45 protein-coding genes and 2 pseudogenes are annotated in these 24,070 nt (G+C 50.7%); 5 read left to right on the top strand and 42 right to left on the bottom strand.

Annotated elements, in window-relative coordinates; all coding sequences use genetic code 11:
• Positions 1–174: 174 nt before the first annotated feature.
• The 30 genes from MELB17_RS20015 to MELB17_RS19865 form a co-directional block, all read right to left on the bottom strand.
• The gene (locus tag MELB17_RS20015; protein ID WP_007352170.1) at positions 175–546 is read right to left on the bottom strand and encodes a hypothetical protein; all 372 of its coding nucleotides are present in this window, start codon (positions 544–546) and stop codon (positions 175–177) included.
• Between the two features lie 88 nt (positions 547–634).
• Complete coding sequence (locus MELB17_RS20010; RefSeq protein WP_007352169.1) at positions 635–1,543, bottom strand: nucleotidyl transferase AbiEii/AbiGii toxin family protein; 909 nt, start codon at positions 1,541–1,543, stop codon at positions 635–637.
• Position 1,544: 1 nt separating this feature from the next.
• Entirely contained in the window at positions 1,545–2,081 is a 537-nt protein-coding gene (gene abiEi, locus MELB17_RS26580; protein WP_007352168.1) for a type IV toxin-antitoxin system AbiEi family antitoxin, read from the bottom strand.
• 50 nt (positions 2,082–2,131) lie between these two features.
• A complete protein-coding gene (locus MELB17_RS20000) occupies positions 2,132–2,368 on the bottom strand; it encodes a hypothetical protein (RefSeq protein WP_007352167.1) in 237 nt (78 codons plus the stop codon).
• Between the two features lie 40 nt (positions 2,369–2,408).
• The gene (locus MELB17_RS19995; RefSeq protein ID WP_007352166.1) at positions 2,409–2,693 is read right to left on the bottom strand and encodes a hypothetical protein; all 285 of its coding nucleotides are present in this window, start codon (positions 2,691–2,693) and stop codon (positions 2,409–2,411) included.
• A gap of 30 nt (positions 2,694–2,723) precedes the next feature.
• Entirely contained in the window at positions 2,724–2,990 is a 267-nt protein-coding gene (locus MELB17_RS19990) for a hypothetical protein (RefSeq protein WP_007352165.1), read from the bottom strand.
• Between the two features lie 244 nt (positions 2,991–3,234).
• Positions 3,235–3,624, bottom strand: coding sequence for a hypothetical protein (locus tag MELB17_RS24745; RefSeq protein WP_157133364.1), 390 nt, complete (start codon positions 3,622–3,624; stop codon positions 3,235–3,237).
• Between the two features lie 18 nt (positions 3,625–3,642).
• Positions 3,643–3,840, bottom strand: a complete 198-nt coding sequence (locus MELB17_RS19985) for a hypothetical protein (RefSeq protein ID WP_007352164.1) — start codon at positions 3,838–3,840, stop codon at positions 3,643–3,645.
• Between the two features lie 15 nt (positions 3,841–3,855).
• Positions 3,856–4,110: a hypothetical protein gene (locus MELB17_RS19980; protein WP_007352144.1), complete on the bottom strand. Its 255-nt coding sequence runs from the start codon at positions 4,108–4,110 to the stop codon at positions 3,856–3,858.
• A gap of 118 nt (positions 4,111–4,228) precedes the next feature.
• On the bottom strand, positions 4,229–4,468 hold the full coding sequence (locus MELB17_RS19975; protein ID WP_007352163.1) for a hypothetical protein: 240 nt from the start codon (positions 4,466–4,468) through the stop codon (positions 4,229–4,231).
• Positions 4,469–4,492: 24 nt separating this feature from the next.
• Positions 4,493–4,825, bottom strand: a complete 333-nt coding sequence (locus MELB17_RS19970) for a hypothetical protein (RefSeq protein WP_007352162.1) — start codon at positions 4,823–4,825, stop codon at positions 4,493–4,495.
• 26 nt (positions 4,826–4,851) lie between these two features.
• A complete protein-coding gene (locus MELB17_RS24740) occupies positions 4,852–5,001 on the bottom strand; it encodes a hypothetical protein (protein WP_007352161.1) in 150 nt (49 codons plus the stop codon).
• Between the two features lie 17 nt (positions 5,002–5,018).
• Positions 5,019–5,291 (bottom strand): hypothetical protein, encoded by a 273-nt coding sequence (locus MELB17_RS19965; protein ID WP_007352160.1) that lies wholly within the window; start codon positions 5,289–5,291, stop codon positions 5,019–5,021.
• Between the two features lie 166 nt (positions 5,292–5,457).
• A complete protein-coding gene (locus tag MELB17_RS19960; protein WP_007352159.1) occupies positions 5,458–5,943 on the bottom strand; it encodes a hypothetical protein in 486 nt (161 codons plus the stop codon).
• 180 nt (positions 5,944–6,123) lie between these two features.
• Complete coding sequence (locus MELB17_RS19955; RefSeq protein WP_007352158.1) at positions 6,124–6,570, bottom strand: hypothetical protein; 447 nt, start codon at positions 6,568–6,570, stop codon at positions 6,124–6,126.
• 31 nt (positions 6,571–6,601) lie between these two features.
• Positions 6,602–6,838 carry a hypothetical protein gene (locus MELB17_RS19950; RefSeq protein ID WP_157133363.1) on the bottom strand — a complete coding sequence of 79 codons (237 nt, stop codon included), beginning with the start codon at positions 6,836–6,838 and terminating at the stop codon, positions 6,602–6,604.
• Positions 6,839–6,894: 56 nt separating this feature from the next.
• Positions 6,895–7,122 (bottom strand): hypothetical protein, encoded by a 228-nt coding sequence (locus tag MELB17_RS19945; RefSeq protein ID WP_007352123.1) that lies wholly within the window; start codon positions 7,120–7,122, stop codon positions 6,895–6,897.
• Positions 7,123–7,940: 818 nt separating this feature from the next.
• Entirely contained in the window at positions 7,941–8,150 is a 210-nt protein-coding gene (locus tag MELB17_RS19935) for a hypothetical protein (protein ID WP_157133362.1), read from the bottom strand.
• Positions 8,151–8,167: 17 nt separating this feature from the next.
• Positions 8,168–8,452 (bottom strand): hypothetical protein, encoded by a 285-nt coding sequence (locus MELB17_RS19930; protein ID WP_007352154.1) that lies wholly within the window; start codon positions 8,450–8,452, stop codon positions 8,168–8,170.
• Positions 8,453–8,762: 310 nt separating this feature from the next.
• Entirely contained in the window at positions 8,763–9,038 is a 276-nt protein-coding gene (locus tag MELB17_RS19920; RefSeq protein ID WP_007352152.1) for a helix-turn-helix domain-containing protein, read from the bottom strand.
• A gap of 534 nt (positions 9,039–9,572) precedes the next feature.
• Positions 9,573–9,776 (bottom strand): hypothetical protein, encoded by a 204-nt coding sequence (locus MELB17_RS19915; RefSeq protein WP_157133361.1) that lies wholly within the window; start codon positions 9,774–9,776, stop codon positions 9,573–9,575.
• A gap of 26 nt (positions 9,777–9,802) precedes the next feature.
• Positions 9,803–10,057, bottom strand: a complete 255-nt coding sequence (locus MELB17_RS19910; RefSeq protein ID WP_007352149.1) for a hypothetical protein — start codon at positions 10,055–10,057, stop codon at positions 9,803–9,805.
• Positions 10,058–10,081: 24 nt separating this feature from the next.
• A complete protein-coding gene (locus MELB17_RS19905; protein WP_007352148.1) occupies positions 10,082–10,381 on the bottom strand; it encodes a hypothetical protein in 300 nt (99 codons plus the stop codon).
• A 350-nt stretch (positions 10,382–10,731) separates the two neighbouring features.
• Positions 10,732–11,187, bottom strand: coding sequence for a hypothetical protein (locus tag MELB17_RS19900; RefSeq protein ID WP_007352147.1), 456 nt, complete (start codon positions 11,185–11,187; stop codon positions 10,732–10,734).
• 29 nt (positions 11,188–11,216) lie between these two features.
• Entirely contained in the window at positions 11,217–11,492 is a 276-nt protein-coding gene (locus tag MELB17_RS19895; protein WP_007352146.1) for a helix-turn-helix domain-containing protein, read from the bottom strand.
• 60 nt (positions 11,493–11,552) lie between these two features.
• A complete protein-coding gene (locus MELB17_RS19890) occupies positions 11,553–11,831 on the bottom strand; it encodes a hypothetical protein (RefSeq protein ID WP_007352145.1) in 279 nt (92 codons plus the stop codon).
• A gap of 92 nt (positions 11,832–11,923) precedes the next feature.
• A complete protein-coding gene (locus tag MELB17_RS19885; protein ID WP_007352144.1) occupies positions 11,924–12,178 on the bottom strand; it encodes a hypothetical protein in 255 nt (84 codons plus the stop codon).
• A 187-nt stretch (positions 12,179–12,365) separates the two neighbouring features.
• Positions 12,366–12,659 carry a hypothetical protein gene (locus tag MELB17_RS19880; RefSeq protein ID WP_007352143.1) on the bottom strand — a complete coding sequence of 98 codons (294 nt, stop codon included), beginning with the start codon at positions 12,657–12,659 and terminating at the stop codon, positions 12,366–12,368.
• 645 nt (positions 12,660–13,304) lie between these two features.
• Positions 13,305–13,532, bottom strand: a complete 228-nt coding sequence (locus MELB17_RS19875; RefSeq protein WP_007352123.1) for a hypothetical protein — start codon at positions 13,530–13,532, stop codon at positions 13,305–13,307.
• Positions 13,533–14,243: 711 nt separating this feature from the next.
• The gene (locus MELB17_RS19865) at positions 14,244–14,432 is read right to left on the bottom strand and encodes a hypothetical protein (protein WP_007352139.1); all 189 of its coding nucleotides are present in this window, start codon (positions 14,430–14,432) and stop codon (positions 14,244–14,246) included.
• A 213-nt stretch (positions 14,433–14,645) separates the two neighbouring features.
• Here MELB17_RS19865 and istA (MELB17_RS19860) point away from each other — a divergent pair.
• The 5 genes and pseudogenes from istA (MELB17_RS19860) to istB (MELB17_RS19840) form a co-directional block, all read left to right on the top strand.
• Positions 14,646–15,734, top strand: a pseudogene (gene istA / locus MELB17_RS19860) (IS21 family transposase); the annotation flags it as partial.
• A 134-nt stretch (positions 15,735–15,868) separates the two neighbouring features.
• On the top strand, positions 15,869–17,335 hold the full coding sequence (gene istA, locus MELB17_RS19855) for an IS21 family transposase (protein WP_007352137.1): 1,467 nt from the start codon (positions 15,869–15,871) through the stop codon (positions 17,333–17,335).
• Entirely contained in the window at positions 17,332–18,087 is a 756-nt protein-coding gene (istB, locus tag MELB17_RS19850) for an IS21-like element helper ATPase IstB (protein ID WP_007348516.1), read from the top strand. The genes istA (MELB17_RS19855) and istB (MELB17_RS19850) overlap by 4 nt, the downstream gene beginning before the upstream one ends.
• Positions 18,088–18,145: 58 nt before the next feature.
• Positions 18,146–18,607 (top strand): annotated as a pseudogene (locus MELB17_RS19845) (IS21 family transposase); the annotation flags it as partial.
• A gap of 11 nt (positions 18,608–18,618) precedes the next feature.
• A complete protein-coding gene (gene istB, locus MELB17_RS19840) occupies positions 18,619–19,374 on the top strand; it encodes an IS21-like element helper ATPase IstB (RefSeq protein ID WP_007352135.1) in 756 nt (251 codons plus the stop codon).
• 322 nt (positions 19,375–19,696) lie between these two features.
• On the opposite strand, the gene MELB17_RS19835 is transcribed toward istB (MELB17_RS19840), so the two are convergent.
• The 12 genes from MELB17_RS19835 to MELB17_RS26575 all read right to left on the bottom strand — a co-directional run bounded on the left by MELB17_RS19835 (position 19,697) and on the right by MELB17_RS26575 (position 24,051).
• On the bottom strand, positions 19,697–19,918 hold the full coding sequence (locus MELB17_RS19835) for a hypothetical protein (RefSeq protein ID WP_007352134.1): 222 nt from the start codon (positions 19,916–19,918) through the stop codon (positions 19,697–19,699).
• Positions 19,919–19,951: 33 nt separating this feature from the next.
• Positions 19,952–20,359 carry a PIN domain-containing protein gene (locus tag MELB17_RS19830; protein ID WP_007352133.1) on the bottom strand — a complete coding sequence of 136 codons (408 nt, stop codon included), beginning with the start codon at positions 20,357–20,359 and terminating at the stop codon, positions 19,952–19,954.
• Positions 20,356–20,601 carry an AbrB/MazE/SpoVT family DNA-binding domain-containing protein gene (locus MELB17_RS19825; protein ID WP_007352132.1) on the bottom strand — a complete coding sequence of 82 codons (246 nt, stop codon included), beginning with the start codon at positions 20,599–20,601 and terminating at the stop codon, positions 20,356–20,358. The genes MELB17_RS19830 and MELB17_RS19825 overlap by 4 nt, the downstream gene beginning before the upstream one ends.
• 161 nt (positions 20,602–20,762) lie before the next feature.
• Entirely contained in the window at positions 20,763–21,149 is a 387-nt protein-coding gene (locus tag MELB17_RS19820) for a hypothetical protein (RefSeq protein ID WP_007352131.1), read from the bottom strand.
• A 19-nt stretch (positions 21,150–21,168) separates the two neighbouring features.
• Complete coding sequence (locus MELB17_RS19815) at positions 21,169–21,357, bottom strand: hypothetical protein (protein ID WP_007352130.1); 189 nt, start codon at positions 21,355–21,357, stop codon at positions 21,169–21,171.
• Positions 21,358–21,597: 240 nt separating this feature from the next.
• Positions 21,598–21,870, bottom strand: coding sequence for a hypothetical protein (locus tag MELB17_RS19810; RefSeq protein ID WP_007352129.1), 273 nt, complete (start codon positions 21,868–21,870; stop codon positions 21,598–21,600).
• 304 nt (positions 21,871–22,174) lie between these two features.
• Positions 22,175–22,402 carry a hypothetical protein gene (locus MELB17_RS19800; protein WP_007352127.1) on the bottom strand — a complete coding sequence of 76 codons (228 nt, stop codon included), beginning with the start codon at positions 22,400–22,402 and terminating at the stop codon, positions 22,175–22,177.
• Between the two features lie 38 nt (positions 22,403–22,440).
• Positions 22,441–22,722 carry a hypothetical protein gene (locus MELB17_RS19795; protein WP_007352126.1) on the bottom strand — a complete coding sequence of 94 codons (282 nt, stop codon included), beginning with the start codon at positions 22,720–22,722 and terminating at the stop codon, positions 22,441–22,443.
• Positions 22,723–22,741: 19 nt separating this feature from the next.
• Positions 22,742–23,002, bottom strand: coding sequence for a hypothetical protein (locus MELB17_RS19790; protein WP_007352125.1), 261 nt, complete (start codon positions 23,000–23,002; stop codon positions 22,742–22,744).
• A 22-nt stretch (positions 23,003–23,024) separates the two neighbouring features.
• Positions 23,025–23,264, bottom strand: coding sequence for a hypothetical protein (locus tag MELB17_RS19785; protein WP_007352124.1), 240 nt, complete (start codon positions 23,262–23,264; stop codon positions 23,025–23,027).
• A 48-nt stretch (positions 23,265–23,312) separates the two neighbouring features.
• On the bottom strand, positions 23,313–23,540 hold the full coding sequence (locus MELB17_RS19780; RefSeq protein WP_007352123.1) for a hypothetical protein: 228 nt from the start codon (positions 23,538–23,540) through the stop codon (positions 23,313–23,315).
• A gap of 280 nt (positions 23,541–23,820) precedes the next feature.
• Positions 23,821–24,051, bottom strand: a complete 231-nt coding sequence (locus MELB17_RS26575; RefSeq protein WP_007352122.1) for a DUF202 domain-containing protein — start codon at positions 24,049–24,051, stop codon at positions 23,821–23,823.
• Between the last annotated feature and the right edge of the window lie 19 nt (positions 24,052–24,070).

Genomic DNA, 24,070 nt, shown 5'->3' with positions numbered 1-24,070 from the left:
GGGCCGACTCGCCTTACGGCTCGTGACCGAGTTGTCACTGAAATTTGTGGCTTTATGAGGGTGGGTGTGGCGAGTGCTTTAGCTACAAACTCAGATTCACCGAGATTTTTGCTTTCAAGCGCCTGGCAAATAGGCGTTCTACGCCTGATGGTCAGGTGCGATCGGCTTTCCACCTCACACGAACTGAATGTTGCACCAACCCTTCACCATGTTCTCGGCGGTATTTACCAGGGCATTATAAACGCCGTCGACCGTCTCTGGTGGGTATAGCCATTGCGCCTGCGCGTCTTCCGATACAAGCTCCCAAAGATCCCGGCCTATGTTAGCGTCAGCCTGGTACCCAAGATCGTTAATGGCGCTAGCGATCAGTTGCGCGGCTTGGGCTTCTGAAGGGTGAACGGGGCGAGGGTCACCGTTGAGCATGGCGTATTCAATCAGGCGCTCTAATTCGTCTACAAGGGCACTTTGACGGCTGTATGCAGCTTCCCGGCCGTCGATGATCTTGTTTACAATTTCCTGTAATTTATTTTTTCGGTTTATCGTCATGTTCGGTCACCATTAAGTCCCAGCTGGGTGGTCAACATCATTAATCTCCCTGAATTTCAATTTAGATTTTCGATTTTCTTTCGCGAGCCTACATCAAGAATGAAGGGCCTGTGTCATGAGTGGCGTCACTCTCAACCCGATTTTGTGCCTGGCGCACCTTCTCTATGACCGTGTTGGAGAGGTACGTCCAGAACCCTTCCTGCCTAAGTGTTTGGTCTAGGCGATCAGGAGGGATAAATCGCGTCATTTCAAAAACAAAATCTCTGTGTTGCTGTTCATCGTTTACCAGTTGCCCTAACCGTTCGTCCGACCGAATCAGAAAGTCATCTTCCAGTTCCCCGTGATCCGCCAGCTTGGCGTTGAGAAGGTCAAGTGCAGGCTCAATGCCATTTTGGGCTAGCCAGCCAATGTCCCATACGTCTCGATACTTGATTCGTCCTGGCCGCATAGCAAATGCGAGCAGCTTGTCTGCAAAGATTTCCTCGCGCGTCTGGGCCTTAATTATTAATGATTCTGTACCAAGATTGATCCCGTAGTGGTTCTGAAGCGTCCGTGGGGTGATCTGGTAGCTGGGTACCGCGCAAATGTCTAAGTGAATTCTTTGAGCTGGCATATCTGGACGCTCAGGTTGTGTGTTTACTTGGAGTTTCCAAGTATCTACATTTCCCTGCTTCTCAGCTTTGGGTTCTGTTACAGAGATCGGCAGTTCGTATTTCTCAGTTAACCGCACTTCCAGCGTGACCTTCAGCTTATCCAGCTCATCCTTGTTGAAACCAGCTCCGCCCGTAAAATCCAGATCCTCGCTTAGCCTGCTAGAACCATAACAGGCGCGGAGGCAGGTTCCGCCTATGAAGGTCAGTTTTTTGAGAAGATCTGCATGGCTTAACTCGCGCAGAATATCGTGATGTAATATTTCTTTGATGACAACAGGGCGCAGCGCAATTAGCTCACGCTGGTTCCTGATGGCCTCGCTAACCAATGTGTCAAATAGCGTCATCCTAAACCTCCGTAACAAGGTTGATGGTGGGCCGGTTAAATCGCTGCATGTCCGCCAGTGCCAATGTGGGTGAGGCCAGGAATAAGTGCCGGCTGACGTCGTAATTCAGCTCGCCTGCTATCTCGGACATTGCACGTTCGGTGTGCAGAAACTCTATTGTTCCAAAGCGACCGCAATTAATTGTGGCTGACCTCGCAGTGCTTACAATCGTAATCCAGGCTATCGGAACTTGAGAGATCAGCCCCGCTTCGCTGAGCGCGGTTTCAAGGCTGATGTAATTAAAATTTCGAGCACGTAAAAGCGCAGCTGCGTGAAAAAGGATTGAACCGCTGCTGTCAGGATTTCCCGCATATTGGTAGATGCCTTTACACACGCGCTCAAGCAATCCGCGCTTTTCAGCACGACGAAGTAGCGATCGATAGGCGCCTGCACTAAGGTCTGGGAAGAGAGATCGAAAAGCCGCGGCTGAATACAGGTACGCATTGATTCCAGACTTTGTTCGTAATAGCCACTGTTCTAGCTGCTGTATAGGCTGCATACTGCGCTCCGCGCTTTGTTTCGCTTAGCGTAACAAAACGCAGACCTAAATCAAACCCAACTTTCTAGAATTACGGTGTCGTCTTCTGGTTGTCTCGGCAGGCGGTAAGGCACGCCCTGCCCCATCTTAGCGGCTTCCTCTTGCACCCAGTCACGGACAGCCTCGGCACTGGCGCCCACGAAGTGATCTCTGGTGGGCTGGTCGAGCTCAAATCTCCGCGCAACAAATTTGCCTGGGAAGTCCTTGGTATTTTCGTAGATAGTCCAGATGCTCAGTTTCTGTTGCACGATGTGCCTCGCTTATCGTTGCTCAGTCAATTTTGGCAGATTATGAACGCCCAGGAGCGTTCTGAATTAGATTGGCTGTTGTACTTTCGCGTTGGACGCGATCCATTTTATCTTCTGCAAAAAAAGATGCGAACATGAATGGCACAATAGAGACTGCTAGGGCAAACATACCAACTCCTACATGCCACCACCAAAGAGCCTCACCGCGCATACCCTCTTGAACTCCTTTGCCGATCGCGAAAAGGGCTACTGCAACTAATAGCATGGCAAGTAACCTCCAAAGCAATGGCGACTTAGTAAAATCCTTTCCAGGCTTTAGGTCCATGATCTACCTCCAATTGAATTCTCCCTTGATTTATACTTGGGCGTTAGGGCCGGTAATAAGCACCAGTCCTTTAGGAAACCATGCCATAGGCGCACCATTTACATCGAGTTCTCGCCACCGCGCTCCATCGTCAAGTTCATCGTCCGATTCTAAGCGGTCGATCTGATCCTCTATGCCCACTGGAACAGCTGTTGCAATCGACTCTAGGACCCAGTCATCGCACAGTTTTAGTTGCTCACGCGCCAGATATTCGTAGTTGGCACTTGGGTCATCAAACATCGGCTGTGTTGCTATCATCTCGGAAGCTCCGGTTTCCAACTATCAAATGTGTTTAGCAAGATCAGCCAGGGAGGCTGCTGCCTCCGGACTTTGGCAGTCAGCCAACTTCCGACAGTACGCTTCGCGGTAGCGCTGACCAACGGACGCAAGTGGGTCATAGCCGTTCAGCTCGTCAAGCGTCCGATCAGCACCGCATCTGCTACAGCGGGGTCGATCTATCTCGACAACATTGCAGTTATCGTCGGTCATAGTCGTTTTCCCATTACGCTTTTAGCGGGTGATCAGGGGCATGTTCCAGATAGGTAGACCTGATCAGCAATAAATCCTCTTTTGCGCTTCTTCGTGTCGGGTATGCGACCACTCGAACTAAACTCGCACAAATAAATGAGGTCGTCCACATCGCGAAAAGAAAGCGCAACAACGGCTGGATCTGTTCTAAGCCAGCGTCGTATCCAGACGCTAAACCGTAAAGAACTGCACATGCGCATAGAAAACTACCAATATGCCGAACCGCGCTTTTCTTCACTCCAGACCACAAGCGCACCAAAAACCCTGTTCGCGATAGCTTCAGGTGACTCTCAATGGTCGCCGCACTAAACTCACCTGAATAGCGCTGTTCGTCAGGTATGTTTTTATAAGATTCAATTGTCATCACTTGTCCGTATTCCCATTACTTGAATTTGCCAGTTGGCCAGTCAAACAAGTCAGGATTTGACTGCTCATCACAGTCCCAACCGAACTGCCATTCACTATGACGCCAGTCGTCTTCCTGGTACGGGTTATCATCCGGTGTCTTTCTGCCCCGGAAGGCCTGATGCCCTTCATCGGCCGGCAGATCTTCATTTGGGCTCTCAGTCTTTTGTTTCATGGCCGATTTCCAATCCTAATTATTTGCCTGGTCATCGCTGATCCAGTTGAACACCCAGAGCCGTGCTGAGTTCGCAGTAATTGCGATCAGCTTGAGGCTGACCAGAATAAGCGCAGCGATATACCAACCGAAGTGAGACGGCGCCACGATGAATAATTCAGTCCCAGAGCCAAACAGCAAGCCCGCTAAACCAATACCAACTTGCCAGCCCCAAAAGATCAAGAATGGGGTCAATATAAGCAACAGGGTGGTTTTGAAATTTATCGACATCCACTTCTCCGTTTTTCACGCAACTATTTATCAGTTGATTTTGCATTAAATCGTCACACGACTTTCAAAACCTGCAAGTCTTACAACGACGTAATTATTGGCTCGATACCGATTCCCATCACCGAATGGTCATCAAAATTCGCGAATTCGCGTTGTCGAGAATCGCCGCCGATTCTTCAGGGCCAGAACTTTTTAAATCAGCGAGTTCGGTTTGTGCGATCTGGATTCCGACGCCCATCTTGCGACCTTTCATCTTAAAAAAACGGAGCGCGGCACGCTCACCGAATGTGAGTGATTCTGGACTTTTGCCAGTCAAGCTTTTGGCTACCTGGCGTGGATAAAATTTACGCTTCTTCATATACAACTCTCCGAATTCCAATTTTCAGCCCGGCGAAGGGCCAGGCTCTTGACGTTCCTCATCATCGACCGCCAAGACATAGGTTTTTGATCGGTCTAAAGAAGGCTCGGCCAACTCACACCCAACGGCGCAGAGAACATGCATAAGCAGCCCCTCATCAGGCTTTCCTTTCGCTGCTTCCAGCAATCCCGACAGAGCAGGCAGAATATCGCAATCAAGTTTCGCCATCGCCGCCTTAAAAGTGGGCTCCCACTTCTCCACTTCTTGCCTGAACCCGTCCTCTCCTTTCAAAAAAATCGCTTGTTTTCGACATGTGTACAGCTTGTGTGAAATTTCGACTATTTGTTCTGAACTCATTGGCGCTGTGCTCCGATTTCCAATGTTCAGTTTGTTGTTGCCTTGGCCAACTTGCCAGTGATCGCTTTCGCGAACTCTTCCGGAGTCAGCCGAACCTCTTTTACACCCTCGGCATCTTCAATCCGGATAAAATAAAAACCGTGAGTGTCCTGCGCAATCTGTACTTCAGCATCCATAGTCCGCATTCCCACGTTCAGTTGCGTTGCTGGCTACCGGATTTGAAAGGCGACCATAGGTTCAGGCCCGCCCAGCAGATTCCCAAGGCCAGGCCAACCACCACTAACCCTAATGAAACGTTGATGGCAACGGTACTGGAGGGATCTGGAAGCTGGATAACAGCAGTGACTCCACCTATCCAGAACAAAGTATTTCCCGCCAAGGCAACTGGACGGTTCTTCTTGCCCAGCAACTGTGAAACCATCAGCAAACAGGCTATGGCAAGCGCTAATATCTTTAATTCAATCATTGGCGGTTTCCACTGTAGTTACTTTAGTCGCTTTGATCTTGGTGTTCACTCATCCGGGTTCCCATGATTCAGCCATTCACAATGGCTTCATATTTTTCGGTTAGTTCATTCAGAAACTGATCGACGGCACGAAAGCGTTCTGGATCGTTGCGTCCGATTGCAATTACTAATAGTGAGTGAAGATTGCTGGGGCAGTATTGAAATCGTCGCTCGACATAGCCGCTACCTCATACGCCCTATCAACATTTTTGTCGCTTGGAGCATAGCCCCAGAAAAATCCTTTGGGCATTGCAGTGACACTCACCCCATCTTCTGACACTACGATGTTGTAGTCGTCACCTAAGCGAAGCGTCTCAATGTCGGCAAGGGAAGCAAACATTCCCTCACGAACGACATCCAATACCATCCAACCACAAGGTTTTCTTATGGCGCAGGCTTCAGTCAAGTCTTCTTGCAGACTTAGGAAAGCACGGGAGCGATCTATAGATGCTTTCACTAGCAGTTCATTGATCATGCCAATCCACATTAATATAAAGACCGCAAAACCGATCAATACAACTTTTAATTTGCTATTACGCCAATCATTTTGCTGATGGGAGTTATCTAATAGCGTCTTCTTTTTAAGGAAGGCTTGTTTAGCATTATCGGTCATCTCTCTGGTGTCCCATAATTATTTTGTGAGTTTAGATTTGAATTCGAACACCAGAAAAGCCTCCCGCCCAACTTCGACGTTTTACCCGGAACGGCCACTAGGTAGCTGAGTTCATGATAGGGGGCCGTCGAAATAGAATCTCGGTGCGTATTGTTGCCAGGCGGAATTTTCCTGGCACACTCAGGGCCAAAGCGGCACCGAATTCATCAAATTGTTGCGTCGCTGAGTAATTACACTTTTCATCTCGGTAACCGTTAAAAATTGAGGGTTACTATTCCCCATCAGCACGAAGTTGGATAGAGCGAGCGCGTTCCCGAAGGTTCCTTTAACAAAACCAGTATCGGTGTATATTCCCGTTTCGGTTGATAGCGCTAGGAGGCGGCTTGCGGCCCCCTTATCGGGAAAGTTCTGCTCCAAGTCAATGTTGGATGCGTTCGCGCCGGGCATTAGAGCGTAATGTTGGATTGCCGCCAACTGAACAGAGTGAGCGGCATTAACGACCTCACTCATTTTTCCTTTTCGTTCGACCTGGGGAGCTGACCAGGCAAAATGAAAAACCGCGATGCCAACCAAAATTCCGAGGCATCCGATAGCAATAAAATTCCAAAAACCCATCTTTCTACTCATAGCCAAAGTTCTCCATTTTCCAATGTAGCCATTAAATATTTTTGTCGTTATCGCTGTCACACGAATTGGCAATGAATATCGCATATTCACCGTCATAAACAGCTATGCACTTGCCCTGCTTGAGCGCACTCTGGTGCTCGGGCGTTAATAACAAATGGGTACTGGCGCAAGAGCTAGTGCGTTTTTCAAAGGCCCCCCGTGACTCCAGAGATTTATCTATAATCTCAACGTCAGCAGCCCCGAGCGGATATTCAGATTTAAAGCTCATTCTTGCGTCCTCTTGGAACCGTTTTCCCATGTTGGCTCTCCCCCAAAATAAAGGGGTCAAAACCCCAGTTCTGATTTTCGGATGGCAATCCGGTTGCGTTGATACGTTAAGATCTCTTTCGCGTTATGAGGGGTTATGCCGGATGAGAAGGCACTTTTTACGTCAGCCTCGGCCAGATCCAGCGCAATATTTTCCAGTCGTCTCCGTTCATTGGCAGCCGGGGATTCCTCAGCATGCTGCCCTTTCATCATCATTCGTGCTGCATATTGGGTTTCGTAGCTCATGGCATCGCCCTCGATTTAACTATTAGATATCCGATTATTGGCACGTTGTACGATCTCCCATTAGTTGACCCGGATCGCATATACGGCTTTTTCGCCAGGTCCGAAGTGTTTGTGTTCGATATTCTGGGATTTAAAGCCTCGCCACGGACGAACCAGTATTCGATCTCGATCATTTGCCGCTGGGTAGCCCAGTTTAATATGAACTTCGTCGTACACCCGGCCCTCTAATCTTTTGGGTGTTATTAGTCATTACAAACCTCAGTTTCCCATGGTGTTAAGGGTCAGATTCGCCGCTCGCCTCTCGCAATTTTCTTTGATCTGGCAATACCTCGGAAAATAACGATTCCAGTTGCGGTGATTGCCCCCGAGAGGATTAATAAGGAAATCACTGTTGGCCCCTCGGAGTTGGTCAGCCCCAAAAGTGCAGCAAGTACAGTACCTGCCACAGAAATGGCTAATGCAGTCCGCATGTGGGCCGACAGGGTCCTTATTGCTTTATCATCTGCTCTCATTTCGATCACCTATTCGAGTTCCCATACTCTCATTTAGTGCTTTTCGTACAGAATCTAGTCATCCATTACAGACGGTCGTCCAGCGTGCCTGTCTAGCCACGCGATCCGCTCTGGAGAGTAATTCTCACCCTCCCACTGGCGCGTCACTAGTGCCAATGCCTTAACCCTGTTGCGCTCTTGCACTGATTGGCGCCTTGCAACTAAGGAGTAAAGAAGTACAAGAACGCTGATCACTGTTGTAACGAGAAATTGTGGTTGAAGCAGATTATTCATTTCACCAATCATCATTCCGTTCTCCCATATTGTTCATCTGGTGTATGTGGCCAGCTTCTTTCCCAGATCATCGGCGAGAGATCCGTACCCATCTTCACGCACAGCCCGAGCAAAGGCTTCAATCCCTTTTCGTGCATTGGCGTCTCCCCACTCCAGCACAATACAGCCGTCATTTAGCGGCTTGCCGTCGTTACGTTCAACGTGATACTTGCCATACAGACCTTTATTTCTACTATCGCTCATCACTAACTGAACTCCCATTATTGAACTTGTATAAAGCATGCTTTGGTTTTGATCTCGCCATCGTCGCGCTTTCTCATCGTGATAAGCACCAGTCCTTTAGGCAACCATGCCATAGGCGCACCACTCACTTCGAGTCCCCGCCACCGCGCGCCATCATCAAGTTCATCGTCCGATTCTAAGCGGTCGATCTGATCCTCTATGCCCACTGGAACTGCTGCTGCAATCGACTCCAAGCTCCAGTCAATGCCCAGTTTCAGTTGCTCACGCGCCAGATATTCGTAGTTGGCACTTGGGTGGGCCATCAAACACCGGTTGTGTTGCCATCTTCATTGTGTTGTTTCCAATATTACTGAGAGTGTTTGGGCGAGCATCTGGCGATCTTTTTTGAGACCGTTACTCCGCGATAAATTACCACCCCAGCGACTACCACTCCTGTTGCAACAAGAATGATGGATAGCGCAGTTGGACCCTCCGGGGCTCTAAGCCCAACCCAATCTGCGGTGAATATGAAAGCGATTGCAGCGACCAGGGCCCCGATGAGGTGGTTGATACAGAAATTGATCGCCTGCTTGTCTGTATTCATAATGATTACTCCGAATTCCAATAATGAATTTAAGGGTATTGTAGCACATCACAGAGGTGCTGCAAGTGATTTCGAATCCACTCTTCTTTGATCGGACCCCAATCGTTAATCTTGTAATTTCCGGTCTTTGTCGCGCCAATGAACTCACACACAACCCCGATTTCGCCCAGCGCAGCGATCGTGCCCTGCGCAGTGCGCCTGGGCATGCCTGTGACCCGCATGATCGCCGGAACAGTGCTCACGCCAGTGTCAATGAGATAGGCAACGTAAAGCCGCCGGTAGAAGCTGGATTGTGTCTTGCTCACGCTTAGCGAATCTCCTGGCTAATGAATCTCGATGCGGTGGGTCGGAACGACGAATTCCCATTGTTACTTTTTTTGGCTCTGCACTTTGGCCACTTCCTGTTCCAAAAACGAGCCAATCCGGCTTATTCGTTCGGAATTGCATTGTTGGCACCAATGCGGCGACCAATGCGTTCCCGCTGGCCGATCACAGCCAGGCTCAACGCAGGGCTTGCCAGTTTGATATTGAGGGCCATTAAGTGGGTCGTTTTGATCTTGATGTCTACTCATCCGGTTTCCAACTATCTAAGATGTTTAACAAGGTCGGCCAGTAAACCCGATGCTTGTGGGCTTTTGCAGCCAGTCAGCTTCCGGCAGTACGCATTCCGGTAGCGTTGACCAACAGGTGCAAGTGGATCGTAGCCGTTCAGTTGGCCTATCGTCCGATCCGTATCGCATTTGCTACAGTGGGGTCGATCTATCTCGACTACACGCATCATCTTGGCTTTTGTGCTTACTTTAATCGAGCCATCTCCCTGAAACCGAATTCCCATGGTGTTAAAGCGTATTCGCGGTGGCCATCGATGAAGCTCTTGGCACAGGTTTGCCAAGGTTCTTATCGAATGTGGTTCTTTTCATCCAGTATTCGGATGTAATTCCACGCAGCCTGACGCGAGACGCTTCGATCCTAATGATTTTGACCACCTTCAAATAAGCGTGTCCGTATTCCCAGCTAACCGTCTCGCCTTCTTCGTAGTTCATGCCGAACTCCCGCACCCGTATTCCCATTATATATTCGACTCGATCAGCCCTTCTGTTTTTAGCGCTGCCTTCAAATCAACTGCGAGATATCTATCGGGCTCAACGGTCATCCAGGTTCCAGCGGAAGACATATGCACCTGGCGCTGCTTGCCTGATTCGGTGATCCAAATCTGCCCTAACTCACCAGCTACGGCCTGTGCCGCTGCTTGGGCCCGGTGACTCTTGATTGTGTCTGGACGCCCAGCTTTGCAGCTGTAAAATGCAGCGTTTTTCGTAGCCATAACCAACCTCTTCGTATTTCCACGTTAGTCTTTGATCGATCCGGGCGCTTGAACAACCCGGAATGGTTTGCCTTTGGCCGCCTCTAAAGCCCGACGAATATCAGTAGCTATAGCTGCATCGTCCAGATCAGGGTTTATTATTAGAACACCTTCACCTGTCGTAAATTTTCCATCGATAAGCTTTTGCATATCAACTTCGGGCCGGTAACCTCCACGAGCCATATTCAGAACTTTGGATAGCTCAGGTGTTGCATATATGCCGCCTGCCATCGTTAGCTCGTCGCTCAGATGTCCAAAGGGCAGATGATTTTTGTCGTCAGTCATACTGAATTTCCAATATTGTTTAATTGCTATGTTCAGTAGCCCAGCGGTTGATCTCCCGGCCTCACAAGTTAATCTCGACTGCACTGGCCGGAACCAGCACCCCAAAATGTTGCTCTACTTTGCACCGAAACGTTTCCCAGTCAGACAAAGAGGGTTGCTCATGTGTGCAATAGAGACACTGTGACGCCCCAGCCAACTGCTCAGTTACCGACCTATGGATATCCATTCCGAACCGACTGTCAAACCGAGCAACCGTCGATCCGTCAGAGCAATGTACCCACACCCGTTGCCGGAGATCATCTAACTGAATTTCTTAGTCATCAGACAAAATCGAACCCCGGATTCCCATGTTACGACCAAGGCCAAAGCGGCACCGAATCCATTAAACGCTCTCGGCGTTCACTGATCACATCTCGAAGTTCTTCTAATTCCAAAAACTGCGGCTGACCATTTCCCGTCAGAACGTAGTTAGATAATGCAAGCGCGTTGCCCATGGAGCTTTCACCAAACTCGGTTTTTATTCTGATACCTGTCTCGCCGGATAGGCGAAGGAGATTGTTCATCGAGTTCGTGTTCGGGAATGCTCTGTTCAAGTCAATGGATGAGGCGCTGGCGTCAGGCATAAGCGCGTAATTCTGAATGGCCATGATTTGAACGGCGTGAGCCGAGTTGACCAGCGCGATCATTTTCTCCTTCTGCTCAATTTGGGGGCCTGCCCAGGTAAAATGAAGAACGGCTAGGGCGGCCACAATCGCAACGCTGCCGGTGGCGATAAATTTACCAAAACTCATCTGTTTACTACTCATTCAAATTCTCCCGAATTCCAACAATCAATTTATGGATATTGTAGCACTTCAATAAGGTGCTGCAAGTGATTTCGAATCCATTCTTCCTTGATCGGGCCCCAGTCGTTAATTCTGTAATTTCCGGTCTTGGTCGGGCCGACGAACTCACAGACAACTCCGATTTCGCCCAGCGCAGCGATCGTGCCCTGCGCAGTGCGCCTAGGCATGCCTGTTACCCGCATAATCGCCGGCACGGTGCTCACGCCAGTGTCAATGAGGTGGGCGACGTAAAGACGACGATAGAAGCTGGATTGTGTCTTGCTCACGCTTAGCGAGTCTCCTGACTAATGAATGTCGATACAGGCGGTCGGGCCGGCGAATTCCAATTAAGCCGCTGGGCCAAAGAATGGTGAATAATCTGCGTCTCGGAGAGCCTTTTCGGCTTCCGAAAGGTCAGTCCACCGATGCTTTTCCAAAAACTCGTCGTCGCGGCTGGATGGTTGTGGCTCCAACTCCCATTCACCATCACGACTTAAGCAGTTACCATGCATCCGAACCGCAAAAGTTGGGGTATCCTCCGGCCGCGACGTGCGCTCGATCCTGGCCCCAGTCTTGGTTTCAATCCACTGGGTCGGCACCAGTCCGTGGCTTTTCTGATCGCCCATAATCCCTCTCCCAAACTTCCTACCTGTCACTGTATGTCAGCGCATCACAACCCGTTAAATATCAGCCGGGGGCAGGACGCCGATTTCCAATCCTAATTATTTGCCTGGTCATCGCTGATCCAGTTGAACACCCAGAGCCGTGCTGAGTTCGCAGTAATTGCGATCAGCTTGAGGCTGACCAGAATAAGCGCAGCGATATACCAACCGAAGTGAGACGGCGCCACGATGAATAATTCAGTCCCAGAGCCAAACAGCAAGCCCGCTAAACCAATACCAACTTGCCAGCCCCAAAAGATCAAGAATGGGGTCAATATAAGCAACAGGGTGGTTTTGAAATTTATCGACATCCACTTCTCCGTTTTTCACGCAACTATTTATCAGTTGATTTTGCATTAAATCGTCACACGACTTTCAAAACCTGCAAGTCTTACAACGACGTAATTATTGGCTCGATACCGATTTCCAATGCTATCTGCAGACAACCGAATGTTAATTTCTTGTCCCCTGTTAATGCGGAAGGACGACCACTCACTTTTATTCGCTTTCGACGCCAACCCCACCGATGCAGCGTTCAAGCTCCGCGCCAAGCGTGTCTGGTATTTTGGATTCAATATCCTTTTGATACTGCTCAACGCGAGCAATTAAAAGATCAATGCTCTCAACGTGCTCTGGATTAGAGCCCAGCTTTACACACTCCTCTTTGTAAGTGCGAAGTGCCGCAGGAACTGCGCGGTCTTTAGCGCAAAGCAACAAGGAATCCTTATGGGTGTACGTCTTTCCATTAACTGGATTTTTAGCTGCAATTTCAAACTTACGATCAATTGTCATAATCACTCTCACTATAAGGTTTAGATTTTTCCCAGCCAACTGGCTCTTTATCTTTCTATTACATTACATGCCCATTATATAAGTTTTCAGTATCTGAAAGAATGCGATATCTACCCTCACGGAAATGCTGAGGCTGGAAAAAATCCCGCCACAATTAAGCTAAATGGCTTAGGATCGGTTTGGCATTTTCGTTAACTATTCAGGCCAGTCGGGCCGCTGAATCAGGCTTGCTTGAAACGCTACTCCGTGTCGGAGACAATCATTTCCCGGCAGAAATCGAAATACTTGCGTTCCATATCTTCCTTGCTTCCTGTGAACCGCTCTTTATAGTCCTCGAACCAGTACACGTCGCCTTCTTTACACAACGCTGGCCCGCTCCCGTTCAGGTATAAGATCACCTCGCAGCCATCATAATTAACGGCCCAGTCCTTCTGTTCTTCAGTAAGTAAGGTCGTTGAAATGCACTAGATTGCCGGATGCCTTGAATTCTTCAAAAGTCATTTCGATTTCCATGTTTATAATCCTTGTCTGCGTGATTTCCCTCAGTATGCCATAGTCGATCGATCGACAAAGTAGGACAGATTTTTGGGTCGCCGGCTCGGAAACCTCGGCTTCCCATGTTGGCTCTCCCCCAAAATAAAGGGGTCAAAACCCCAGTTCTGATTTTCGGATGGCAATCCGGTTGCGTTGATACGTTAAGATCTCTTTCGCGTTATGAGGGGTTATGCCGGATGAGAAGGCACTTTTTACGTCAGCCTCGGCCAGATCCAGCGCAATATTTTCCAGTCGTCTCCGTTCATTGGCAGCCGGGGATTCCTCAGCATGCTGCCCTTTCATCATCATTCGTGCTGCATATTGGGTTTCGTAGCTCATGGCATCGCCCTCGATTTAACTATTAGATATCCGATTATTGGCACGTTGTACGATCTCCCATTAGTTGACCCGGATCGCATATACGGCTTTTTCGCCAGGTCCGAAGTGTTTGTGTTCGATATTCTGGGATTTAAAGCCTCGCCACGGACGAACCAGTATTCGATCTCGATCATTTGCCGCTGGGTAGCCCAGTTTAATATGAACTTCGTCGTACACCCGGCCCTCTAATCTTTTCCGCCAGTAGTCTGTCTGTAATCGGTACTCAAAGAGCTTGGCACCGTCCTTCATTTGATCGTATTCGGCTTTTACTGGAAGGTGCAAAATCCGCTTACGGACTGGCATGACGTTCTACTGCTATTTCAGATCCATTGCAGCTCATTGTCATCGTATAAACCTTCTTCATTGCTAAGTAGACTTGATGAAAAGCGAAGCACCCATCGAATAGTGCCCGTGGCCGACAAGCGCATTACCGCGACACCCACGCTGCCGATGTGTTGCTTGCTGTGAAATCCTGTTGACGAAAGGACAAGAGCGTCACTCCCAACCTGACCCATACCAAAGCCTCGGCAACGTTTTCCCATGGAAATTAGGCGTGACCGTTTTTGCAATGAGAACACCAAATGCCTTTACTCGGGCTGCATAGCGCTGACTTACCGCAATGCGGACACTTCACATTAATAGATCCAGACATGATCGGTTCCCTATGCTGTTTCAGCGTCCGTGTTCGGCAAGCCACCGGTTGATCTCCCGATCAAGTTTGTTCGCCAACTGTTCGCGCAATTTCTTTGCCATTTTCGGATCACCATCTGACATTGGCTCATGTTCACGAAGAGCTTCGATAGCCACGTTATAGGCCTCTACCTTTTCCTCGATGTATTCTTCGGTGATCCTGGTTCTCATTGCGCAGTTTCCAGCTATCGAATGTGTTTGCGTATTCCAGACCAAGGTTGCCACTGATTCCAGACGAAGCCTGCCACCCATTCCACGCGAAAGCTGCCACTGATTCCACGGCAAAGCTGCCACCCCGGCAGGTTGCCTGGTCCGCCCCATCGAAACCGTCCGACGCGGGATAACTTAACGGTACTCTGAGTCTTTTCATCCGGAGAAGATCAGATGCCAGCAAAGAGGTTATCCATGCGTAAGATCAAAGAAGTCCTTCGCCTGAAATGGGAGCGAGGGCTAAGCAACCGACAGATTGCGGCGGCCTGCGGCGTCAGCCGCCCCACGGTAAGCGAGTATCTTCGGCGTTTGGCCGAAGCCGGTCTGAACTGGCCATTGCCGGAGGATCTGGGGGAGGCTCGCCTAGAACAAATGCTGTTTCCGCCACCCCCAGACTTGCCGGCTCAGGTCCGAGGCATACCGGACTGGAAGCAGATTCACGATGAACTGAAGGGTAAATACGTCACTCTGTTCCTGCTCTGGCAGGAGTACCGGCAGGCAAACCCAGAGGGGTATCAGTACAGCTGGTTCTGCGAGCGCTACCGGGCCTGGCAGGGCAAGTTGGACCTGGTGATGCGCCAAGACCATAGAGCGGGTGAGAAGCTGTTTGTGGACTACGCCGGCCAGACCGTGCCCGTCATTGACCGCACCACCGGAGAGATCCACGAGGCGCAGATCTTTGTGGCGGTTATGGGCGCTTCCAATTACACCTACGCCGAAGCCACCTGGAGCCAGAAGCTGCCGGACTGGATTGGCTCCCACATCCGGGTCTTCGAATTCCTCATGGGAGTGCCTGAACTGGTAATTCCGGATAACCTAAAATCCGGTGTGACCAAAGCTCACCGATACGAGCCGGATCTCAACCCGACCTACCAGGACATGGCCGCCCATTACGGCGTGGCCGTTGTCCCTACGAGGGTCCGAAAGCCACGTGATAAAGCCAAGGTGGAAGGCGGTGTGCTGATCGTCGAACGCTGGATCCTGGCGGCGCTGCGCCACCGTCAGCACTTCTCGCTCGGGCAGCTCAATGCAACCCTCCGTGAGCTGCTGGAGAAACTCAACAACCGCCCCTTCCGGAAGTTACCCGGCTGCCGGCGTGACCACTTCGAACAACTGGACAAGCCCGTTCTACAGCCGCTACCGGCAGAGCCGTATGTCTACGCAGAGTGGAAGAAGGCTCGGGTGAACATCGACTACCACATAGCCGTTGACGGGCATTACTACTCGGTACCCTACACCCTGATCAAGAAGGAAGTGGAGGTGTTCGGCGACAATTAGGATGACCGGTTAACGACAATTATCTTGGCCGGTTGGGTGTAACAATCGGTACTTTGTTTTCCACTGTGGAGCACAAGGTGCCTGGTCAACACATAACCAACCGACAAGAGGAGCTGTACATGCAGCACCGACAAAATGGCGCAAGCCAAGAAGTAGCTGCCGCCAAGGCAGGCGTTTCTGTCCGATCTGGGCGACGCATCGAGACATCAGCACAAAAACCCTGCCTTGACACCGAGCGGCAATGGCGTACCCGAGAAGATCCACTGGAAGCGGTTTGGGAAACAGAGTTGCTCCATCTGTTAGAAAATGAGCCTAAGCTGACCGGTACAACTCTGCTTGATTATCTGCAAGAGCATTACCCTGAGCACTACGATCAGACCATTCTGCGCACCCTGCAACGCCGTGTGAAGCTCTGGCGGGCGCTACACGGGCCGGAACGCGAGGTCATTTTTCGCCAGCAGGCGGTTGTGGCGCAACAGGGGTTTTCTGATTTTACCCACCCCGACAACCCGGTTACGATTCAATCCAAGACCTTTCCACACCTGCTCTATCAATTTCGATTGGCCTACAGCGGTTGGCGCTCGGTTACCGTCGTTCAAGGTGGTGAGAGTTATGCGGCTCTGGCGGCGGGCTTGCAGCGAGCCTTACAACAGGTGGGTGGCAGTCCCATTGAGCACCGCACCGACAGCTTAAGCGCGGCACGCAATAACCGTCAAAACGTGTGGACTGAGGCTTATAGCGAGCTGTGCCAGCATTACCGCATGACACCCACTCGCAATAATCTGGGGCAGTCCCATGAAAACGGCGTAGTGGAGTGCGCCAATGGCTCGCTCAAGAAACGCTTGGCACAACAGTTGTTATTGCGCGGTCACAGTGACTTCGACGGTGTTGCGCACTATCAGGCTTTTATTGATCGCGTTGTCGACAAGCTCAATCAGCGCAACCGATCGCGCGCGCTTGAAGAGCAGGCGGCCTTGCAGCCTCTGCCGGAGTTTACGGCGGCCGAGTATCAGACCCTCCACTTTAAGGTGACGCGCAGCTCAACGATCGAAGTCCGGCGCGTTGTTTACACCGTGCCATCGCGGCTGATTGGAGAGTCGGTACAAATCCGGTTGCACCACGACAAGCTGGTGCTGTTCGTCGGACAGCAGCCGGCACTGACATTACCGCGCATTTACCCCAAACCTGGCGAGAATCGCGCCCGCAGCGTCAATTACCGGCACGTTATCCGCTCGCTGGCCTCGAAGCCGCAGGCCTTCCGTTACTCTCAGTTGCGTGATGACTTACTCCCGGACGACAACTACCGTCAACTCTGGCAGCTTGCGGATACGCACCTTGAAGCCCGAGAAGCCTGCAAATGGATCGTGACAACATTGCGACTGGCCTTCGAGTACGATGATGAACAGTCGCTGGGGGAGGATCTGCTGATTGAGGCCCAAGCAGGCCGGTTCGCGTCCATTACCGAGATCCAGTCACGCTACCTTCGCGGCAACCCAGACCTCAAGTGCTCTGCATCAAGCCAACACACCTTAGTGAGCTACGACGAGCTACTGTCCTCGATCAACAGTCAGGAGGCACAGATATGACAGGCTCTGTCGCTTTACTGTTAAAAGAACTCCGTCTGCCGGCCTTCCACCGTCATTACCAATCGCTCTGGGAAACCGCCATTGAGAAGAACTGGTCACACACCGATTACCTAGCGGCATTGTGTGAGTACGAGCTCTCAGACCGCTACCAGCGCCGGACCCAGAAGTGGGTACGCGAGGCAAAACTTGCCGCCAACAAGACCTTCTCAGCGCTTGATCAAAGCGCGTTCAGCCGCCCCTGCAACACCGCACTGGCAAGGCTGCAACAAGACAGTGACTGGGCACACCATGCCGACAATGTGCTGTTGATTGGCCCCAGCGGCACTGGCAAAACCCATATCGCTAATGCACTGGGTCATCAACTCACCGAACAGGGGGTACGCTGCAAACTGTTCCCTGCCATAGCGCTGGTTCAGCACTTACAACAGGCCAAGCGCGATCTCGACTTGATGACAGCCATGACACGGCTGGATAAATACAGGGTCGTCATCATCGATGACATCGGTTATGTAAAAAAGACGGATGCAGAAACCCAGGTACTGTTCGAGTTCATCGCCCATCGCTATGAGAGTGGCAGTCTAATCGTCACAGCCAACCAACCATTTAGTGAGTGGGATCAAATCTTCCCAGACAGCATGATGACTGTAGCGGCCATAGACCGGCTGATACACCACGCAACTATTATCGAATTAGAGGGGGAAAGTTACCGAAGACAGCAGCATCTCAAGCAGGCTGCAAAGAGTAAGAAGTAAGACCACCCAACCGGCCATCATAGTTGTCGCGGACCGGACAGGATAGTTGACGCCGAACATGGAGGTTCGGATCACCCACAACACCATTGAGTGTTTTTACCGGGGCAACCGGATCGCCAGCCACCGTCGCTCTGACCAGAAGGGGCGGCATACCACCATCGCCGCCCATATGCCCGAATCCCATCGGCAGGCGGGTGAGTGGTCGCCGGAACGGCTCACTGCCTGGGCGGCCAAGACCGGACCCGCGACGGAAAAGCTCATCCGCACCGCACTGGGTGCCCGCAAACACCCGCAGCAGGCCTACCGCTCCTGCCTGGGCATTCTCCGGCTGGGAAAGAGCTACGGCGAGGCACGATTGGAAGCCGCCTGCCAGCGCGCCTTAATGCTGGGTAGCTGCCGCTACAAAAGCATTGAATCCATTCTCAAACACCGCCTGGACCAGAAGCCCCTGGAAGAACAGCAAGAGCTGGCCTTACCGGATACCCACGACAACATCCGCGGCCCAACCTACTACCACTGAGGGAACCTGACATGCTGAAACATCCGACTCTGGACAAACTCCATGCCCTCAAATTGACCGGCATGGCCGCCGCACTGGCTGATCAGTCGGCCACGACTGACATCACGGAACTGAGCTTCGAGGAACGCCTTGGACTGCTGGTCGATCGGGAGATGACCGAACGAGATAACCGACGCCTGACCAGCCGGCTGCGCCGGGCTGGACTGCGACACACCGCCGTTCTCGAAGACCTGGATTACCGGAACTCACGCGGCCTGGATAAGGGATTAATCCAATCCCTGGCAAGCTGCCAATGGGTGAAGGAACACCTGAATGTGCTCATCACCGGCCCCACCGGCGTTGGCAAAACCTGGCTGGCCTGTGCCCTGGCGCACAAAGCCTGTCGGGAAGGCTACACCGCACAGTACGTTCGCCTGACCCGGCTGCTACGAGAACTGACCATCGCCAAAGGAGACGGCCAGTACCCCAAACTCCTGACCAACCTCGCCAAAGTCGATGTGCTGATCCTGGACGATTGGGGGCTCATGAAACTGAGCGCAGAGAACCGAAGAGACTTGCTGGAAGTGCTGGAAGACCGGTATGGCCGTCGTTCCACCATCGCCACCAGCCAACTCCCTATCGAGGAATGGCATGACGTCATCGGTGACGCCACTCTGGCGGATGCCATTCTGGATCGGCTGGTTCACAACGCCTACAAGATCAACCTCAGGGGTGAATCCATGCGAAAACGACAAGCAAAGTTGACGGGCACCACAGCTTCGGAGTAACAATGAAATCCCCGCGTCGCTAAGCTCCGATGGGTGGCAGCCTTGCTCCGGTCCGGGTGGCAGGCTTCAGGTGGAATGGGTGGCAACCTTCAGCGGTTTACGCAGTGTTTAACAAGATCAGCCAAGAAGGCTGCTGCCTCCGGGCTTTGACAGTCAGCCAACTTCCGACAGTACGCTTCACGGTAGCGCTGACCAACAGCCGCAAGTGGGTCATAGCCGTTCAACTCGTCAAGCATCCGATCAGCACCGCATCTGCTACAGCGGGGTCGATCTATCTCGACAACATTGCAGTTATCGTCGGTCATAGTCGAATTCCCATATCTCAAAGATTATTCCGTCTGATTTTTCTTGCAGCACTACCGCAAGCTGCGCTTACCCAAAAGAAACCGATGACGACAATACCGATCATCCCGATAATCACACGGTCTATAGAGTTGGCTAGAATCTCGTAAATCAGGTAGCCGAAAACTATGACGCCCAAAACAAGGCAAGCCCGAAACATCCAGGTGGTAAAGTAAAAGTCATAATCGTTTTTAAGTGTCATGTATTAATCCTGTGATCGTTTTCCTGCTTTTACTCACTTGCCGATGTATTGGAAAAGCGGTGTTTTCCCGGCTTTCTTGTCGAACGTAGCTGTCTCATCTGCCCCGGCGGCTTTCCCGAACCAAGCAATTAGATGGTCCGGAAAGTCGGCATTGGATTTTCGGTAATCGACTACGGCACGACGCACCAACTCTCTGTCCATTACCGCCAATTGCTGCGCATCAAGTAATGCGGCGATTTGGTCGGCTATATCCGCTCTGGATACTTTGTATGCTCGTTGCAGAACCCAGGCCAACTCACAGAGCGCAATGGTTGAAACGGCGCACGGGGAGTCTGCGGTGCAGTGAGTCTCGATGAAATCCGCAGCGATGATGTGCTGCTCGGGGTCGCCTTCAGCATCGACCAGAAACCGAACCAAAACATTGGTATCCAAAGCCTTCATTCGCAGACAACTCCGGACTTAATAGCGTCGTCCATTTCCTCTATAGATACAGAACGCCCACCACTCTTGATCCGACCCTTGAGCGCCATCAGGTCACCCTTGGCTATCGTTACCCTTAGAGTGCCGTCATCCTCCACTACCCATGCCAGCTTGTCCCCCCTCTGAACATCGAGTGCGTGTCGGATCTCCCGAGGGATGACTAACTGGCCTTTTTCACTGACTGTTGATTCACCCCTGATCATTTCGCAATCTCCTGTCTGAATGATTTCATGCAACACTCAAAGTATACCGTCTTACTAATCGTAAGACAATCTGTAAGTGACTACATAAGCGAGCCGGTGATCAGGCATACACGCTGCTCACCTGTAGCGCAGATCATCATTTTGAGCGGTAGCGCAACTTCTTAAAAGATAATCGGATGCAGTGTGGTCGGCCCAGCTGTTCTAGTTATGAGCCAGAACTGCTGAACTGTTCCACTATCCATGTGTTGCAGGGTGACCAGTTGTCTCACTTGCGGAAATCCATGTTGGAAATAGGAGAACATCGGTCGCGTCATCGAGCAATCGGTGAGGGGGTATTGGTACTTCCCTAAGTCGATACTTTCACCTTCAGCCTCAGTTTTATGGCGTTCGAGCAGTCTTGGCTTCTCGATGCTGTGACACCACCACCCCAGGCAGCAGAGGGATAGGATGATCAGCGGACCCCAGAGGAAGCTGCTAGGTATCGCCAAAAGCCCCACAATGAAAAGCGGGTGGGGCGGTGGAGTATTGGTTGCTACTTTTTCTGTCATACCGGTTCCCTATACTGTTTCAGCGGCCGTGTTCGGCAAGCCACCGGTAGATCTCCCGATCAAGTTTGTTCGCCAACTGTTCGCGCAATTTCTTTGCCATTTTCGGATCACCATCTGACATTGGCTCATGTTCACGAAGAGCTTCGATAGCCACGTTATAGGCCTCTACCTTTTCCTCGATGTATTCTTCGGTGATCCTGGTTCTCATTGCGCAGTTTCCAGCTATCGAATGTGTTTAACAAGATCAGCCAAGAAGGCTGCTGCCTCCGGGCTTTGACAGTCAGCCAACTTCCGACAGTACGCTTCACGGTAGCGCTGACCAACAGCCGCAAGTGGGTCATAGCCGCTCAGCTCGTCAAGCATCCGATCAGCACCGCATCTGCTACAGCGGGGTCGATCTATCTCGACAACATTGCAGTTATCGTCGGTCATAGTCGGACTCCCACGTTCAGTTGCGTTGCTGGCTACCGGATTTGAAAGGCGACCATAGGTTCAGGCCCGTCCAGCAGATTCCCAAGGCCAGGCCAACCACCACTAATCCTAATGCAACGTTGATGGCAACGGTACTGGAGGGATCTGGACGCTGGATAACAGCAGTGACTCCACCTATCCAGAACAAAGTATTTCCCGCCAAGGCAACTGGACGGTTCTTCTTGCCCAGCAACTGTGAAACCATCAGCAAACAGGCTATGGCAAGCGCTAATATCTTTAATTCAATCATTGGCGGTTTCCACTGTAGTTACTTTAGTCGCTTTGATCTTGGTGTTCACTCATCCGAGTTCCACTATAGTTACTTTAGTTGTTCGGCTTGCCAGAATGCCTCAAATGTACGGAATTTCGATTTCCTAAATTTCACGTAATGCCGCCCCCAAATAATCACGATCGGTAAAAAAATCAGTGACATTATCAAAAGAACCGGTAAGGCATCCTGAAAACCTAAAAAGCCGATAGATGCTGCGACCGTAATGACAAACGTAGTGAGTATTAATCGAATCGTTCCTTGAAAATTACTCATTTTCTGGATTCTAATCTGATATTTCTGGAACCTTCGCTGTTAAGAACGTCGAAAATTCACCATCGTAAACCGCGATGCACTTGCCCTTTTGAAGCGCCTCAATGTGAGCGGGGGTCAGTTCCACCTTGGTGTTGCCGTGTGTATCGAGATGCTTTGTGAACGCTTTAACTGCTTCATCAGAGTTCTCAAGGATCTCGACTGTTTCCGCTGAGCCTGCAAAAAAATCATCAATCGCCATTCGTGTTTCCTTCTTTCCAGAACCTTCGGATTCCAATGCTATTTTGTCACTTGATAAACAGGTGTTGCTGACCTGATGGATCTCAGCCCCAAGATATGACGCTGCCCGGTCTCAGGGTTTTCAACGCGCAACTCTTGCGACCATTGCGACAACGTTTCATCGGGCACCGTCGATCCGTCGTCATAGCCAGTATTATCCTTTGATGCAGGCTCAAGCACCTTTCTCAGAATTTCTGTCGATGGGATGACTTCACCCGCAACGGCAGATCGATGGATAACGAGTTTGTAGGTCTTGCCTATCTCAAAGTCATTCTGTTTCATTCAATTCTCCGGTTTCTAATCAATCGTTGTCGCTGGTTTCGAGGTCAGTTTTCTTTTCTACATGACCTCGAAATATCTGATGAGCCAAACTAAAAGCTACTAGACTGAATGCGCCGGACAACACAAGCGGCGTGAAAGGTAGAATAGCGCCCATTAGTTCATTGTCATTCCCTGTTAGGCCAATCCGAATGAATAGCTCCCAAAGCGTGAATGAAGTGAATACAAGCACCATCACTCCGACAAAAACTGCCATTTGTAGTGCTTTCTTCTTTTTTGTCATTCCTGATTTCTCCGGTTTCACATCACCGAATGGTCATCAAAATTCGCGAATTCGCGTTGTCGAGAATCGCCGCCGATTCTTTAGGGCCAGAACTTTTTAAATCAGCGAGTTCGGTTTGTGCGATCTGGATTCCGACGCCCATCTTGCGACCTTTCATCTTAAAAAAACGGAGCGCGGCACGCTCACCGAATGTGAGTGATTCTGGACTTTTGCCAGTCAAGCTTTTGGCTACCTGGCGTGGATAAAATTTACGCTTCTTCATATACAACTCTCCGGCTTCCCATGTTGGCTCTCCCCCAAAATAAAGGGGTCAAAACCCCAGTTCTGATTTTCGGATGGCAATCCGGTTGCGTTGATACGTTAAGATCTCTTTCGCGTTATGAGGGGTTATGCCGGATGAGAAGGCACTTTTTACGTCAGCCTCGGCCAGATCCAGCGCAATATTTTCCAGTCGTCTCCGTTCATTGGCAGCCGGGGATTCCTCAGCATGCTGCCCTTTCATCATCATTCGTGCTGCATATTGGGTTTCGTAGCTCATGCCATCGCCCTCGATTTAACTATTAGATATCCGATTATTGGCACGTTGTACGATCTCCCATTAGTTGACCCGGATCGCATATACGGCTTTTCGCCAGGTCCGAAGTGTTTGTGTTCGATATTCTGGGATTTAAAGCCTCGCCACGGACGAACCAGTATTCGATCTCGATCATTTGCAGCTGGGTAGCCCAGTTTAATATGAACTTCGTCGTACACCCGGCCCTCTAATCTTTTGGGTGTTATTAGTCATTACAAACCTCAGTTTCCCATGGTGTTAAGGGTCAGATTCGCCGCTCGCCTCTCGCAATTTTCTTTGATCTGGCAATACCTCGGAAAATAACGATTCCAGTTGCGGTGATTGCCCCCGCGAGGATTAATAAGGAAATCACTGTTGGCCCCTCGGAGTTGGTCAGCCCAAAAAGTGCAGCAAGTACAGTACCTGCCACAGAAATGGCTAATGCAGTCCGCATGTGGGCCGACAGGGTCCTTATTGCTTTATCATCTGCTCTCATTTCGATCACCTATTCGAGT

This window comes from Marinobacter sp. ELB17, from assembly GCF_000169375.1.
Taxonomy (GTDB): Bacteria; Pseudomonadota; Gammaproteobacteria; order Pseudomonadales; family Oleiphilaceae; genus Marinobacter.
Note: the sequence above shows the minus strand (reverse complement) of the source record. Positions and strands in the feature narration are given on the sequence as shown.